18 protein-coding genes are annotated in these 14,455 nt (G+C 27.1%); 4 read left to right on the top strand and 14 right to left on the bottom strand.

Going from position 1 to position 14,455, the window contains the following annotated elements:
- Positions 1-9 precede the first annotated feature (9 nt).
- The 6 genes from proB to dnaG form a co-directional block, all read right to left on the bottom strand.
- A complete protein-coding gene (gene proB, locus AAQM_RS03365) occupies positions 10-780 on the bottom strand; it encodes a glutamate 5-kinase (RefSeq protein WP_129094845.1) in 771 nt (256 codons plus the stop codon).
- Positions 761-1,870 carry a GTPase ObgE gene (obgE, locus tag AAQM_RS03360; protein WP_129094846.1) on the bottom strand — a complete coding sequence of 370 codons (1,110 nt, stop codon included), beginning with the start codon at positions 1,868-1,870 and terminating at the stop codon, positions 761-763. The genes proB and obgE overlap by 20 nt, the downstream gene beginning before the upstream one ends.
- Positions 1,871-2,013: 143 nt before the next feature.
- Positions 2,014-2,268, bottom strand: a complete 255-nt coding sequence (rpmA, locus tag AAQM_RS03355) for a 50S ribosomal protein L27 (protein WP_118886868.1) — start codon at positions 2,266-2,268, stop codon at positions 2,014-2,016.
- Between the two features lie 27 nt (positions 2,269-2,295).
- A complete protein-coding gene (rplU, locus tag AAQM_RS03350) occupies positions 2,296-2,613 on the bottom strand; it encodes a 50S ribosomal protein L21 (protein WP_129094847.1) in 318 nt (105 codons plus the stop codon).
- Between the two features lie 117 nt (positions 2,614-2,730).
- Positions 2,731-3,114: a Rid family detoxifying hydrolase gene (locus tag AAQM_RS03345; protein WP_129094848.1), complete on the bottom strand. Its 384-nt coding sequence runs from the start codon at positions 3,112-3,114 to the stop codon at positions 2,731-2,733.
- Between the two features lie 83 nt (positions 3,115-3,197).
- Positions 3,198-4,835: a DNA primase gene (gene dnaG / locus AAQM_RS03340; RefSeq protein ID WP_129094849.1), complete on the bottom strand. Its 1,638-nt coding sequence runs from the start codon at positions 4,833-4,835 to the stop codon at positions 3,198-3,200.
- An 84-nt stretch (positions 4,836-4,919) separates the two neighbouring features.
- On the opposite strand from dnaG, the gene AAQM_RS03335 reads away from it, so the two are divergent.
- From AAQM_RS03335 to aroC, 3 genes are all read left to right on the top strand, one after another.
- On the top strand, positions 4,920-5,969 hold the full coding sequence (locus tag AAQM_RS03335) for a tetratricopeptide repeat protein (protein ID WP_129094850.1): 1,050 nt from the start codon (positions 4,920-4,922) through the stop codon (positions 5,967-5,969).
- Between the two features lie 69 nt (positions 5,970-6,038).
- On the top strand, positions 6,039-6,713 hold the full coding sequence (gene rnc, locus AAQM_RS03330) for a ribonuclease III (RefSeq protein WP_128986574.1): 675 nt from the start codon (positions 6,039-6,041) through the stop codon (positions 6,711-6,713).
- A gap of 7 nt (positions 6,714-6,720) precedes the next feature.
- Positions 6,721-7,797, top strand: coding sequence for a chorismate synthase (gene aroC / locus AAQM_RS03325; protein WP_129094851.1), 1,077 nt, complete (start codon positions 6,721-6,723; stop codon positions 7,795-7,797).
- Between the two features lie 86 nt (positions 7,798-7,883).
- Here the strand turns inward: aroC and htpX are convergent, their stop codons facing one another.
- Positions 7,884-8,738 (bottom strand): zinc metalloprotease HtpX, encoded by an 855-nt coding sequence (gene htpX / locus AAQM_RS03320; RefSeq protein ID WP_129094852.1) that lies wholly within the window; start codon positions 8,736-8,738, stop codon positions 7,884-7,886.
- A 113-nt stretch (positions 8,739-8,851) separates the two neighbouring features.
- On the opposite strand from htpX, the gene AAQM_RS03315 reads away from it, so the two are divergent.
- Positions 8,852-9,331, top strand: coding sequence for a SixA phosphatase family protein (locus AAQM_RS03315; protein ID WP_129094853.1), 480 nt, complete (start codon positions 8,852-8,854; stop codon positions 9,329-9,331).
- Positions 9,332-9,355: 24 nt separating this feature from the next.
- Here AAQM_RS03315 and AAQM_RS03310 read toward each other — a convergent pair whose 3' ends face one another.
- From AAQM_RS03310 to rpmH, 7 genes are read right to left on the bottom strand one after another with little or no spacing between them, the layout of a single operon-like run.
- On the bottom strand, positions 9,356-9,769 hold the full coding sequence (locus AAQM_RS03310; protein ID WP_129094854.1) for a hypothetical protein: 414 nt from the start codon (positions 9,767-9,769) through the stop codon (positions 9,356-9,358).
- Positions 9,770-9,779: 10 nt separating this feature from the next.
- Positions 9,780-11,120 carry a tRNA uridine-5-carboxymethylaminomethyl(34) synthesis GTPase MnmE gene (gene mnmE / locus AAQM_RS03305; protein ID WP_129094855.1) on the bottom strand — a complete coding sequence of 447 codons (1,341 nt, stop codon included), beginning with the start codon at positions 11,118-11,120 and terminating at the stop codon, positions 9,780-9,782.
- Between the two features lie 2 nt (positions 11,121-11,122).
- Positions 11,123-11,995, bottom strand: coding sequence for a Jag N-terminal domain-containing protein (locus AAQM_RS03300; protein ID WP_129094856.1), 873 nt, complete (start codon positions 11,993-11,995; stop codon positions 11,123-11,125).
- 8 nt (positions 11,996-12,003) lie between these two features.
- Positions 12,004-13,611, bottom strand: coding sequence for a membrane protein insertase YidC (gene yidC / locus AAQM_RS03295; RefSeq protein ID WP_171920646.1), 1,608 nt, complete (start codon positions 13,609-13,611; stop codon positions 12,004-12,006).
- Complete coding sequence (gene yidD / locus AAQM_RS03290; protein WP_129094858.1) at positions 13,598-13,948, bottom strand: membrane protein insertion efficiency factor YidD; 351 nt, start codon at positions 13,946-13,948, stop codon at positions 13,598-13,600. Before yidD ends, yidC begins: the two co-directional genes overlap by 14 nt.
- Complete coding sequence (gene rnpA, locus AAQM_RS03285; RefSeq protein WP_129094859.1) at positions 13,945-14,280, bottom strand: ribonuclease P protein component; 336 nt, start codon at positions 14,278-14,280, stop codon at positions 13,945-13,947. Before rnpA ends, yidD begins: the two co-directional genes overlap by 4 nt.
- Positions 14,268-14,402: a 50S ribosomal protein L34 gene (rpmH, locus tag AAQM_RS03280; protein WP_118886902.1), complete on the bottom strand. Its 135-nt coding sequence runs from the start codon at positions 14,400-14,402 to the stop codon at positions 14,268-14,270. The genes rnpA and rpmH overlap by 13 nt, the downstream gene beginning before the upstream one ends.
- Positions 14,403-14,455: the final 53 nt, after the last annotated feature.

Below are 14,455 nucleotides of genomic sequence, written 5' to 3'. Positions count from 1 at the left end.
AAATATTCCTTATTTTTTTACTTGGAAAATTGTTCCGCTTTTATGATTTCCATCAAATAAAAAATCATAAGCATTAGTTAAATCAAAACCTGAAGATAGATACATAGGAATTTCTCTTTGCATTAAAAAATTAGCTGCTTTCAATTTTGTAACTATTCCACCTGTTGCAAATTCAGAATTTGCACTATGCTTCATTTGTAAATCTTCTTCTTTAATTTCATAAACAAATTTTTGTAACTCTGCATCTGTAAATTCTCTTGGATTTTTATTATAATACCCATCGATATCTGATAAAATTGCTAACATATCTGCTTTAAAATGGTAAGCAACATGAGCTGCAAGTTGATCATTATCTCCAAAAACAAGTTCTTCTGTTGCTATAACATCATTTTCATTTATAATTGGAAGAATTTTATTCTCAAGTAAAATTTCCATTACATTTTGAGCGTTTTTAGTTCTTTTTCTAGAATCAAAATCATCTCCGATAAAAAGCATTTGAGCACAAGTAATATTATACTCCTTAAACCTTTTTTTATAATGTTTAAGTAATAGGGGTTGTCCAATCGCAGCTAATGCTTGTTTGTTTGCTAATATTTTTTTGTCTAATTTTAAAGAAGTAAATCCAGCACCAACAGCACCTGAAGATACCAAAATAACTTCTAAATTTTTTTCATTTTTTAATTTAGCTATTAATTTTACTAAGTTTTCCATTCTATCAAGAGCTAATTGTCCATCTTGAGTTAAAACAGCTGTTCCTACCTTAATTACTAATCTTTTCATCTTTACCCTGTTCTAATAAATTATATAAAGCAAATCCAAGTGATTTTAAATTCAGTTTAGTTAAAGATGAAATAGGTAAAACAAAATATGGTTTAGTATTATCAAATCTTGAATAAACTAAATCTTGAATAAAATATGGATAATCACCTTCAAATTTAAATTCATTTGTTTTTGAAACTTCTAAACCAATATCTTCAATAAATTTATTAATATCTTCTTCTAAATTTTCACCAATGTAACCATCTATTTTACTTAACACTATTGCATAATTTCTTTTTGCTAATTCACCTGAGAATTTTGAAACTTCCTCTTTTAAAACCCTATATTGATCAATCATTGTTCTATAATTTGCAACATCAATAACAAATAAAAGTGTTTTTGTTCTTTCAATATGTTTTAAAAATTCTAATCCTAAACCTCGTCCTTCACTTGCACCATCAATAATTCCTGGAATATCAGCCATAACAAAAGAGTTATAATTTCCAACTTCAACAACTCCTAATTTTGGAGTTAAAGTTGTAAACTCATAATTTGCAATTTCAGGAGATGCATTTGATGTAACTGAAATTAAAGTTGATTTTCCAACATTTGGATATCCAACAAGTCCTACATCTGCAATCAATTTAAGTTCCAGCCTAATTTTTCTAAGCTGTCCTGGAAGTCCTGGTTGAAAATATGTTGGTCTTTGATTTCTTGAGTTTTTAAAATGCACATTTCCAAGTCCACCTTTTCCACCTTCTAAAAATAAAACTTTTTCTCCAACCTCTACTAAATCAAAAATAATTTCATTCGTTTCATCATCAATTACTTGTGTTCCAGGAGGAACTATTAAAACAAGATGTTCACCTGACTTTCCAGTCATTCTTCCACCTAATCCTTGTTTACCATTATCAGCTTTGAAAAATTTTCTACCTTTATAATTTGATAAAGTATCAGTGTTATTGTCAACTAAAAAATAGACATCTCCACCTTTTCCACCATCTCCTCCATCAGGTCCACCTTTTACTACAAACTTCTCTCGTCTAAATGCTGCACATCCCTGTCCACCTTTTCCAGATGTAACTGAAAATCTAGCGCTATCTATAAACATATAAATTCCTTTTAATAAATACTTAAAAACTAAAAGTAAAACCTTTGTTTTAACTATTAACTTTTAATTAATTATTTTATTTTAAATAAAAAAAGGGTGTAGGCAAAGCCATACACCCTTTAAAAAAACAAATAAGTTCAGAATTACGAAGCGTAAACTGAAACTTTTTTTCTTTTTTTATCTTTAATTTCAAATTTAACTACACCATCAATTAAAGAATAAATTGTATGATCTTTTCCCATACCAACATTTTGACCTAAATGTACTTTTGTACCTCTTTGTCTAATAATGATATTACCAGCTCTTACAACCTCACCACCATATTTTTTAACTCCAAGTCTTCTACCAGCTGAGTCTCTATTATTCTGTGTACTACCCTGACCTTTTTTGTGAGCCATAATTGTTCTCCTTAACTTTTATTATGCTTATGCAGCAATTTTAGTAATTCTAATTTTAGTGAAGCTTTTTCTAAAACCTCTTTTTAATTTAGAATCTTTTCTTCTTCTTTTTTTGTAAATGATTACTTTTTTAGCTCTATTTACACCAGTACCGTCTAATACTACAACTGCTTCTACTTTTGCATTTGCAACTGCATCACCAGTTTTTAACTCACCGTTGTTTAAAGCTAAAACATCAGTAATTTCTAAAGTTTCTTTAGCAGCTTTTCCAGTATAATCAATATCTAAGATATCACCCTCAGAAACTTTATACTGTTTTCCACCACACTTAATAATTGCGTACATCTTTCTTCCTCTAATTCAATTCTATATGCTAGGTTCATATATTGTCATACTAACTCTATTTTTCGAACCGGAATAGTATCTTATTTTAGTTTAAACTTTCTTTAAGCCTTAATACTTTTAATGGTAATCATTTGATAATGCTATTGCATCAACCATTATTAGTGAATTTTTTGGCAAACTTTTTACACTAATAGTACTACGTGCTGGTTTATGTTCACCAAAAGCTTCAGCAAACAAAACATTTACCACTCCAAAATCTTCTATATTTTCTAAATAAATAGAAACTTTTATTACTTTCTCCATACCACTATCTGCATCTTCTAATAATGTTCTAAGATTTGATAAAACTTGTCTAGTTTGAACTTTTATATCTCTTTCCACCATTGTTCCATCTAATGTTACTGGAACTTGTGCAGATGTATAAATCATACCATTTACTTTTACAGCAGGAGAATAAGGTCCTATTGCTAAAGGTAAATTATCACTTTCAATAAATTTCATTGGATTTTCCTTAAGTTTAAATAACTTTTTTGGAATTCTACAAAAAATAAACTACTAATAAAATAAATTTTGAAAATTAATTCTTATAGATTATAACTTACAAGTTTTCCTTGCTTTAATTGATAAATATTATCTTTAATTTTTCTAATTAAATTTGCTTTTTGTTTAAAATCTAGACTTTTATCATATGAAATTGCTGTTAATTTATTTGTATAAAATTTATATACCAATGTAAGAAGTTCTTGATTAAGTCTTTCATCATCATAATTTTCAAGTTTTTCATTTAAAATAATCGAATTTAATGATGGGTTTTCTATATCAGTTAAGACTAATTCAAATTCATTTTTATGAAATTCAAACATAGAAGTATCAACTATATCTAAAACTAAATCTAATCTTTTTGGTTTTTCAAGTATTGATTTTATTATACAAAGTTCAGCAATATCTATTTTTGATAAATTAACATCATTAATTCTTTGTTTATCTGAACTAATTTTTACTAAGTTTTCTCTAACATTCAATTTTTGAGCTAAATATCTTTTATATTCATCTTGATTTAATAGACTTAAACTTTTTAAATAATCATTTGCTTCATTAAGTGCTTTTTGTTTTTGGCTAGGTTCATTTATATCATATTTTGAAATAATATAATCTATTGCATAAGGAATAAAAGATATTGGATTTGTAAAAATATTATTTAATTCTTCAATCTTTTTCCCTTTTACCATATCAGCAGGGTCTTGACCATCACTAAAAATTACAACTCCTCCTTCAAAATCACTTTGACTAAGCATTACAGATGCTTTAAAAGCTGCTCCTAGTCCCGCTTTATCTCCATCATAGGCAAGTATAACTTTTGGCTCACCTCGTCTTAAAAGTGGTAAGTGTTCCGTTGTAAGTGCAGTTCCTAGTGTTGCAACTGCTGTATTAAATCCTGCTTGATGAAGCATTATTACATCTAAATAACCTTCACAAACAATTATTTGTTTATTTTTATAAATTTTCTCTTTAGCTAAATTATAACCATATAAAAGTCTTGATTTATTAAAAAGTTTTGTTTGAGGAGAATTTACATATTTTGCATTATGTCCAGTTATTGTTCTTCCACCAAAACCTACAAGTTTTCCATTTATTGAATAAATTGGAAAAGTAATTCTTTCTATAAATCTTGAATATAAACCATTTGTTCCAGTATCAATTATTCCTAAATCTATTGCTTCAGTTAAATTGTAATGATTTGATTTTAAAAAATTTATTGTATCAATTGAAGCAGGAGCATATCCTATTTCAAATTTTTCTATTGAAAAATCAGAAATCCCTCTATCTTTTATATACTCTTTTGATGCATTATTATTTACAAAAAGCTTTTGGTAAAATTTATTAACTTCTTCCAAAATTTTCGTGTCTTGTTTTTTTTCATCACTATTATTTTCATAATCTAAATTAACATTATACATTGATGCTAGTTTTTCTATTGTCTCTGGATATGATAATTTTTCATATTCCATAACAAACTTTATAGAATCCCCTCCTGCACCACATCCAAAACAATGATATATCTGTTTTGCTGGACTAACAACAAAAGAAGGTGTCGTCTCTCCATGAAAAGGGCAACAAGCTTTAAAATTTGCTCCACTTTTTTTCAATTCTATAAATTGTGAGACAACATCAACTACATCAAGATGGTTTTTTAAATTTTCTATAGATTCTTTTTTTATCATAAAAGAATTATATCTTTTTATTATTTTATATGAACTTTTATGTTAAGATGAAAAACTTTTTATAAAAAATAATAAAGGTATTACTTGGATAATATAGTTTTAGAATACAGAGATCCTTTACTTGGTGTTATTCTTATTGTTGGACTAATTTTTATCATATCTTTTATCACATACTCTTATGGGATTTACAAAGAGAGAAATGCAAGAAAAGATTACAGAAAATTATCTTTAAGATTTGAACTTGGAAAACTAAAAGAAGAAGATTATGTTCATCTTTATAAAACCTATAATCTTCCTTTTGATTCTATTCTACTTTTAGCTTCAACTTTTCTACATAAAGGTGAATATAACAAAGCTATTTCTGTTTATCTAACACTTCTTGAACATGTAAATGATAGAGTAAAAAAAGAAGAATTACTTGAACTTTTAGGAACAACATATTTCAAAGGTGGATTTTTACAAAGGTCTAAAGAAATTTTTCTAAGAATATTAAAATTCTCACCACATAATGAAAATGCGTTAAAATACCTTTTACTTATCAATGAAAAATTAAAAGATTTTAAGAAAGCAAAAGAGATAACTTCATCTTTAGAAGAGTTAAACTGTGATGTATCTATAGATAAAATATATTTAGATTCTTTAGTAATCATAAATGATTCAGTATTATCATATGAAAAAAGAACTTCTCTTTTATATGAAATTTTTAAAGAAAATAAAATTATTGAAAGAGTATTTATATCTTTTTTAATTCACTATAACAAACCATTTTTCTGGGAACATATCAAAGAGTTTGATTGCAAAAAATGTATAGATATTATGTGGTACTTAAATTTTGAAGATATAGATTTTGAAAAAGTTATGGAAAATAAGTTTTTAACTGAACTTTTTAATGCAAAAGGATATTTAAATAATCTTTTACATAGTGAAGATTTTGATTTAGATATTTTGATTTTAATAAATAAACATGAACATAAAATAAAAGCCTCATTAGATTTTGAATTTATTTGCAGTTCATGTAAACATTCTCATCCAGTATTTGATACTAGATGTCCACATTGTCATAGTATTTTAAGTTTTGATGTAAAACATAGGCTGACTAAATCATTTTTTACAATGAATCAATCTTTACAATAAAATTAAAACAAGATAAAACCTAATAAAAGATGTGATATACTTTTGCTTAAAATTAATAAAAGGAAACAAATGAGCGATTATTCGAAATTGGAAAAGTGTTTGGATTATCAGTTTAAAAATAAGAATCTGATAATCGAAGCACTTACCCACAAAAGTTACAAAAAACCATATAATAATGAGAGATTAGAGTTTTTAGGAGATGCTGTTTTAAACTTAATTGTTGGTGAATATTTATATCTTAAATTCCCAAAATCAAATGAAGGGGAACTATCAAAAATAAGAGCTAGTTTAGTTAATGAAACAGGTTTTACAAGACTTGCAAATGAGATAAAACTAGGTGATTATATTTTTATTTCAACTGCTGAAGAAAGAAATAAAGGAAGAACAAAAGCCTCTATCTTATCAGATGCTTTTGAAGCTATAATGGGAGCAATTTATTTAGAATCTGGTTTAGAAGTCTTAAAGCCAATAATTTTAGATTTACTTGAAAAATCTTATGACAAAATTAATCTTGATGTTCTATTTAGTGATTATAAAACTGCACTACAAGAGATAACTCAAGCAAAATTTGCTTCAATTCCAGAATATAAAATAGAAGGTTCTTATGGACCTGATCATAAAAAAGAATTTGAAGTATCAATTTGGATAGATGGTGTTAATTATGGAAGTGCAAGTGGTAAAAGTAAAAAACTTGCCCAACAAGCAGCAGCTAAAATAGCTATTGAAAAACTAAAAGAGGATTAATAATTAAATGAATAGTTTTGGACATAGATTTAGATTTACAACTTTTGGTGAATCACATGGGAAAGCTCTTGGCTGTATAGTAGATGGAGTTCCAGCAGGGATTAAAATAGATGAAGAATTTATTCAAAGTGAAATGAATAGAAGAAAGCCTGGAGCTAATAAATATGCAACGGCAAGAAAAGAAGGAGATGTAGTAGAGATTCTTTCAGGAGTTTTTGAAGGATATACAACAGGAACAAGTATTTCTATGATTATTTTTAATGAAAATCAAAAATCAAGTGATTATTCAAATGTAAAAGATTTATTTCGTCCAGGTCATGCTGATTTTACGTATTTTAATAAATATGGAATTAGAGATTATAGAGGTGGAGGAAGAAGTAGTGCAAGAGAAACAGCAGCTAGAGTTGCAGCTGGAGCTATTGCAAAACTTCTTTTAAAAGAATTAAATATCGATGTAAAAAGTGGAATTTGTGAAATTGATGGAATAAAAGCAGAAAATTTTGATTTTGAAAATGTAAATAAATCGGAAATTTTTGCACTTGATTCTAATGTAGAAGAATCTCAAAAAAATGCAATATTAGAAGCAAAAAATTCACATAACAGTGTTGGTGGAGTTGCATTAATAAATGTAAAAAATCTTCCTATTGGACTTGGAGAACCATTATATTTCAAACTTGATTCTCAAATTGCAAATGCAATGATGGGAATAAATGCAGTAAAAGCAGTTGAAATTGGAGATGGAATTTTGGCTTCAAGAGTAAAAGGTTATGAAAATAATGACCAAATAAGAAAATCAGGATTTAAAACAAATCATAGTGGTGGAATTCTTGGTGGTATTTCAAATGGCGATGATATAAATGTAAAAGTTTATTTTAAAGCAACTCCTTCTATATTTATAGAACAAGAAACAATTGATATTTATGATAATGAAGTAGAATGTAAGCTAAAGGGAAGACATGACCCTTGTGTTGCAGTTAGAGGAAGTGTCGTGGCTGAATCTATGATGGCATTAGTTCTTGCAGATATGGTATTACTTAATATGTCATCTAAAATAGAAAATGTTAAAAAAGTTTACACAAAGTAGTAATTAAAGATATTTTTAATCTAATTTGAAATAGAATACGTACCTAAAAGCAACTCTTTGGTCAAGGGTTGCTTTTTTTATTTATATTATTTTGTTCTTAATTCAAATTTTAACTCTTCTAGTCTTGCTATTCGATCTTCTGTTGTAGGATGTGTTCTAAATAAATTCCCAAGATTTGATTTCAATCCTGAAAATGGATTTATTATAAACATATGAGCTGTTTGTTCAGTCGCATTATGAATTTGATGACCACTTCTTGCATAATTTTCAAGTTTTGATAATGCACTTTGTAAACCTGCAGGATTTCCTGTCATTCTTGCAGCTCCTTCATCTGCCATATATTCTCTACTCCTACTTACTGTCATTTGTATAATTGATGCTGCTATTGGAAGTAAAATAGCCATAATAATCATCATAATTGGGTTAGCATTTTGTCTATTATTTCCCATCATAGAACTAAATTGCATCATATTAGCTATCATCGCAATAGCACCTGCAAAAACAGCAGCAATTGTTCCTATTAAAATATCATAGTGTTTAATATGAGATAATTCATGTGCAATTACACCTTCAAGTTCATCTTCATTCAGCATTTCATATAATCCCATAGTTACAGCGATAGCTGCATTTTCATGATTTCTGCCTGTTGCAAAAGCATTTGGAGTATGATCAGGAATTAAATAAACCTTAGGCATAGGAAGTCCTGCCTTTGATGTTAGTTTTTGAGTAATTCTATATACTGGATGTCTAACATCCTCTAATAAAGTTGCATCATAGTGTTTTAAAACTTGTTTATCAGAATAATAATATGCATAAAAATTCATTCCACCTGCGACTAAAAATGCTATCAACATTCCTGAAGTTCCTCCAAAAGAATAACCTATAAACACAAATAATACTGTCAGAAATGTAAGTAAAAAAATTGTTTTAGTTTGTTCCATTTTACCCTCCTTTTTGCATAATTTTATCAAATATAAGTTAATAAAGAATTCTTTTATAAAATAAAAAGCTAAATTTATTTAAAATCTGTTTATTATTTTATTTAAGAGTAAATATGAAAAAACTTTATATATTAAGACACACAAAAAAAGAAGATGAAGATTTAAACATTGATGACTATGATAGAAACTTGTCTAAAGAAGGAATAGCTGAAGCAGAAAAAATTGCTAAGGATTTTGCAAGTAGAAATCATAAAATTGATTTAATTGTATCAAGTCCGGCAAATAGAACTCGTCAAACAGCTGAAATATTTGCTAAATATTTAAATTATAATAAGACTGTAATGTTAAATGATGTCTTATATATGGCATTTGTAAATGAATTATTAGAAACTATTTCTTATACATTTGATACTATAGATTCTATGATAATAGTAGGTCATAACCCTTCATTAACTGCCCTTGCTGTTACACTAGTAGGTTTCAAAGAAAAATTCCAAATGGGTGGAATTATGGAAATAGAATTTGACTGTAATAGTTGGATTGATATATCAAAAGAGAATGCTAAACTTATTAGCTATGAAGTTCCAAAATAACAAGTTTTAAATAGCTTGTTATTTTTAATCAATATTTTTATTTAAAAGAGCAACAGAAGCTAATTTTGTCAATTCTGCTATTTTCTCTTTACTTAACTCTTCATCTCCTAAGATAGAAGATAATATTTCTAGAAGATTAACTCTTCCCCAAGTTCTCAACTCAGCTACAGTCATAAATTTATTTGTAGATATAACTTTACCTTTGTTATTTGTAACAGTAACTTTTGCTGTATCACTATTTTCAAAATTACCTTTTATTCCATCATTATTTGAAATTTGATAAGTAATCTTAGCTTGATATAATTTTCCTTTAACGATTGAACCATCATCAATAACTTTACGAGGGAAACCTGTTTCTTTAAAAAATCCATCCCACTGATTTGCAAAAAGACTTGAAAAACTAAATATCATAAAAATAAAAAATAAAAACTTTTTCACATACTTTCCTTTATTTACCTAAACAAAATTCACCAAACATAACATCTAACATTTCATCATTTTCATAAGGTCTTGTTATTGATGAAATACTTTCTAAAGCTTCAGTTATAAAATGTGCAAAAAATTCCAATTCGCCACTATTTAAAGGCTGAACTGATAAATTTATATTGTATAGAGTTTTCTCTACTGAACTTACTTGTCTTTTTGAAATCAATGACATTTCATCACCAAAAGTATTTGAATCAAGTATTTGCTCAACTTTTTTGATCAATGGATTTATATCTTCTTTTGTCGATAGTTCTATAAAATCTGTAATATTAGATTTATCAAATCTATTTTCTAAATCAGATTTATTTAAAATTTTAATTATTTCTTTATTTGAATTTTCATCTATTAATTCTAAAATTTTTCTATCTTCATCATCACAAATCTTACTATTATCAAACAATGCTATTACAACATCTGCTTCATTTATAGTTTGAATTGATTTTTCGATTCCAATTTTTTCAATCACATCACTTGCATTTCTAATACCTGCTGTATCAACTATTTTAATAATATGAGTACCAATTTTAACACTTTCTTCAATAGTATCCCTAGTAGTTCCTGCAATATCTGAAATAATAGCCCTATCATAGTTTAAAAGCTTATTTAGGAGTGAAGATTTTCCAACATTCGGTTTTCCGATGATTGCAACTTTAAAACCTTCTATCATTCCTTCTCTTCTCTTACTTGCGTCTAAAGTATTTGAAAGTTTAATTTTTATTTTTTCTATTTTATTTTTAATTTGTTCAAAAATATCACTAGGTAAATCTTCTTCAGCATAATCTATTGAAACTTCTGTATAAGCTAACATAAAAAGCAAATCTTCTCTTATTTCATTTACAAAACTTGTTAACTCACCTTTTAATTGTCTTGCTAATAACTTAACAGCATCTGCACTTCTTGCTTCAATAATTTTTGAAATAGCTTCTGCTTTTGTTAAATCTATTTTATTATTAAAAAATGCTCTTTTAGAAAATTCTCCAGGATTAGCAATTCTAGCTCCATACTTTAATGCTTCATCTATTATCATATTTGCAATTGCTATTCCACCATGACATTGAAACTCTACTACATCTTCTCCTGTGAAAGAAAAAGGAGCCTTAAAATATAAAATTAAAGCTTCATCAATAATTTCATTATTTGAATCATAAAGATAAGAAAGAGTTGCCAATCTTGGAGTAAAATTATTTTTTTTTGAAATTTTTGTAGCAATTTCAAGAGCATTTACTCCTGAAATTCTTACTATTGAAATAGAACCAATTCCATTGGCTGTTGCAATTGCAACAATTGTAGCATCATCAAACAAGATTAAATTTCTCTTGCTCTGTATTCATTAACAAGTACATATTTGTCACCCCTAACATTTGTTTTTACAGCAACATACTTATCAGGAAATTCTTCTCTAAGTTTTTTCAATGCGATATGAACTAAAATGCCATCAAGAGGTTTTGTTTTAAATGTACCTTTTTCTTTTATAATCTCAACTATTGGTTCAAGATATGTATAAATTGCTTCCTCTTGATTTTTTAAAAATTCTGCAACTTCAAGTCTTAACATCAAACCATATTTTTCATTAATCCAATTAAATAAAATATATGATAATGCTTTATATCTATATCCTTCTTTACCAATTAATAAAGCAGAATCCTCTCCTAAAAACTCAATATAAAGTGTTTCTTCATCATAAAATTCAACATTGATTTTTTCAATTTTATAACAAGTATTATCAAATAAAAGAGAAACTCCTTCTTTTACTTCCTCTAAAATTTTTTCTTTGTCTTTTTTTACTACTATTTTAGAGATTTCTGATTGAGAAGCATTTTCATTATAAAAATTATCAAAAATTTTATCTTTCGATTCTATTTTTGGAGATGTTGATACAACTTGCTCTTCTTTTTCTCTAATAACACTATTTTGTTCAGATTTAATTGAATTCTCAATTCTTTGAGAAATTTCTTCAATCTTTACATCTTTATTTTTAAAAGTTTTTGTCTCTTGAACGTATGTTCTACAATTGTTTTTAAAACATGCTTGAATAATTGCATTTTTTTTACCAAAACCAAGAAAACCTTTACTTGGTTGTTGGATAACTTCAATTTCTAATTCAGTAATTGAACAATTAAATTCTGCTGTCGCTAATTCATAAACCTTCTCTAAACAACTTGCTTCAAACTTTTTCATGAATTTCCCTAATTTTTTTCAGCTCTTTTTTTATCAAATAATTTATTTATATAGTATTGTTGACCAATAGTAAACAAGTTATTTATAAACCAATATAATGTAAGTCCTGCTGGGAACCATAAGAAGAAGAATGTAAAAATAACTGGTAAAAACTGGAATATTTTTCTTTGCATCTCGTCTTGCATTGTATTTGGTGTAATTTTTTGTTGAATGTACATTGTAGCACCCATTAAAATAGGTAAAACAAAATAAGGATCCATCTCTGCTAAATCTTGAACCCATAAAATCCACTCTGCACCTTTTAATTCAATAGCATTGATTAAAACCCTATAAATAGCAAAAAATACTGGGATTTGAAGAATTAATGGTAAACATCCACCCATTGGATTCGCACCATGTTTTTTATACAATTCCATCATGTGCATTGATTGTTTTTGTTTATCATCTTTATATTTTAATTGAATTTCTTTCATTTTTGGAGCTAATTCTTTTAGCTTATTCATAGAAACCATACCTTTATAAGATAAAGGATATAAAACTAATTTAATTAAAATAGTTAAAATAACAATTGTCCAACCCCAGTTTCCAACATAAGACTGAATGTATTGTAAAAGAACAAACATTGGTTTTGCAATAAATGTAAACCAACCATATTCAATAACATCTGTTAATTCTTTATTTAAAGCTAATAAATCTTTAAAGTTTTTTGGTCCCATAAATCCACTAAAATTTATTGATGAACCTGCATGTATAAATGCTTGTGGATTTGAAGATAAATCTGGCATTAAAGTAATGCTTAAAGATTTTTCAAAATTATAAATTACTGTAGCATAATATCTATCAAAATTTGAAACAAATTTTACACCTGTAATATTTTCATTTTTACTTAAATCACCATCTTCTATAGTAGTCAAAGTATTATCATTTAATTTTGTAATTAATCCATGAAGTGCATACATATCTGCTAAAACATTTGGTCTAAATCCATTTGTAATAAAAAACTGCTTATCATTAGTAGCACTTACACTTAAATCATAATGTCCATCAGGGTAAAAAGTTAATGTTTTAGTTAAAACTGTATCACTTAAAGTTTGTGTTAATGTTAATACTTGTTTCGAAGTAGTTGCATCAATATTTGAAGAACTAGCTATTACAGGTGCATTGAAAGCTTCTGTATTGATATTTTTATCTGCAAATCTAACTTCTAAAGGTCTTAATTGATTAGCTTCAAATAATTTTATTTGATTCCCATTTTCATCTTTATATTTTTCTTCAAGTAAAGTAACTTGTGCAACTCTTCCTAGAGTATCAATTTCAATAATATTTTTATCTGTTTTTATAACAGAAACTATTTGTTTATCAGCAATTGCTTTAGATGATAAAGCATCAACTGATTTTGACATATTAATTGGATTACCATTAACATCACTTTCTACCATTTGTGTCGTATCAACATCTGGTGCAGAATTTTGTTTTTGCTCTTGCTCTTGTTTTACTAAAGCTGCTTTTGCTTCTTGTTGTGGCTTTAAAACCAAAAACTCATATGCTATGAAAAATACAAAAACTACCAATGTCATAATTAACATTCGTTTTTGCATACCGTTATTTTGATTCATGTAACTCATCCTTCTTTTTCCACTCCCGATTCTTAACTACTAAATACTTCCCATTTTCTAATGGAATATACCAATATTTTATTTTGATTTTTTCAAAATTGATATTTTGATTAGTTTTCAACTTATTTATAATAGGATAATCAAATCCTCCATCAAAAAGTTGATTACACTTTAATATTCGCGTTATTGTAAAATAAATCGCCTTAAAAAAAGTATTATTATCTAATTGCCATAATGCATACTGAGAACAAGTTGGATAATATCTACACGATCCAAAAGATAAAATAGTCAAATATTTTTGATAAAATCTTATCAAATATTTTAAAACTATTTTCATTTTAAAACCTCTAACCTCTTCAAAGCGAAGTCAAAATCTTTTTTTAGTTGTGAGAAATTTTTATCGTGTAATTCTATTTTTGCAACAAATATATAATTTCCAAGTGATAATTGTTTTTCATAAGAAGCAAATAAAGCACGCATTCTTCTTCTTGCTTTATTCCTATTTACTGCATTTCCTACTTTTTTTGAAGTAACAAAAGCAGCCTTTAGTGTAGTGCTAGAACTAAAAAAAGCGACAAAACTGGTCGTGTGCCATCTTTTGCCGCTTTTATATAGCTTGGTAAAGTCTCTCGAACTATTAAGTCGATGTTCTTTGTTTAAACAGCTAATTTATGTCTACCTTTAGCTCTTCTTGCATTAATAACTCTTCTACCATTTTTAGTAGCCATTCTTACTCTGAACCCGTGAGTTCTTTTTCTTGGAGTATTGTGTGGTTGATACGTTCTTTTCATTTTAGATTTCCTCTATATTCACTAAATAAGTTGTGGATTATAGTTAAATTTTA

It is taken from the genome of Arcobacter aquimarinus, from assembly GCF_013177635.1.
Lineage (GTDB): Bacteria > Campylobacterota > Campylobacteria > Campylobacterales > Arcobacteraceae > Aliarcobacter > Aliarcobacter aquimarinus.
Note: the sequence above shows the minus strand (reverse complement) of the source record. Positions and strands in the feature narration are given on the sequence as shown.

What these genes read in the sequence shown, in the direction of transcription:
- yidC (WP_171920646.1), bottom strand. Translation starts at nt 13,611, where the DNA reads ATGAATCAAAATAACGGTATGCAAAAACGAATGTTAATTATGACATTG.
- rplU (WP_129094847.1), bottom strand. Translation starts at nt 2,613, where the DNA reads ATGTACGCAATTATTAAGTGTGGTGGAAAACAGTATAAAGTTTCTGAG.
- yidD (WP_129094858.1), bottom strand. Translation starts at nt 13,948, where the DNA reads ATGAAAATAGTTTTAAAATATTTGATAAGATTTTATCAAAAATATTTG.
- rnc (WP_128986574.1), top strand. Translation starts at nt 6,039, where the DNA reads ATGAGCGATTATTCGAAATTGGAAAAGTGTTTGGATTATCAGTTTAAA.
- htpX (WP_129094852.1), bottom strand. Translation starts at nt 8,738, where the DNA reads ATGGAACAAACTAAAACAATTTTTTTACTTACATTTCTGACAGTATTA.
- AAQM_RS03345 (WP_129094848.1), bottom strand. Translation starts at nt 3,114, where the DNA reads ATGAAATTTATTGAAAGTGATAATTTACCTTTAGCAATAGGACCTTAT.
- obgE (WP_129094846.1), bottom strand. Translation starts at nt 1,870, where the DNA reads ATGTTTATAGATAGCGCTAGATTTTCAGTTACATCTGGAAAAGGTGGA.
- aroC (WP_129094851.1), top strand. Translation starts at nt 6,721, where the DNA reads ATGAATAGTTTTGGACATAGATTTAGATTTACAACTTTTGGTGAATCA.
- AAQM_RS03315 (WP_129094853.1), top strand. Translation starts at nt 8,852, where the DNA reads ATGAAAAAACTTTATATATTAAGACACACAAAAAAAGAAGATGAAGAT.
- proB (WP_129094845.1), bottom strand. Translation starts at nt 780, where the DNA reads ATGAAAAGATTAGTAATTAAGGTAGGAACAGCTGTTTTAACTCAAGAT.
- rpmA (WP_118886868.1), bottom strand. Translation starts at nt 2,268, where the DNA reads ATGGCTCACAAAAAAGGTCAGGGTAGTACACAGAATAATAGAGACTCA.
- rpmH (WP_118886902.1), bottom strand. Translation starts at nt 14,402, where the DNA reads ATGAAAAGAACGTATCAACCACACAATACTCCAAGAAAAAGAACTCAC.
- dnaG (WP_129094849.1), bottom strand. Translation starts at nt 4,835, where the DNA reads ATGATAAAAAAAGAATCTATAGAAAATTTAAAAAACCATCTTGATGTA.
- AAQM_RS03300 (WP_129094856.1), bottom strand. Translation starts at nt 11,995, where the DNA reads ATGAAAAAGTTTGAAGCAAGTTGTTTAGAGAAGGTTTATGAATTAGCG.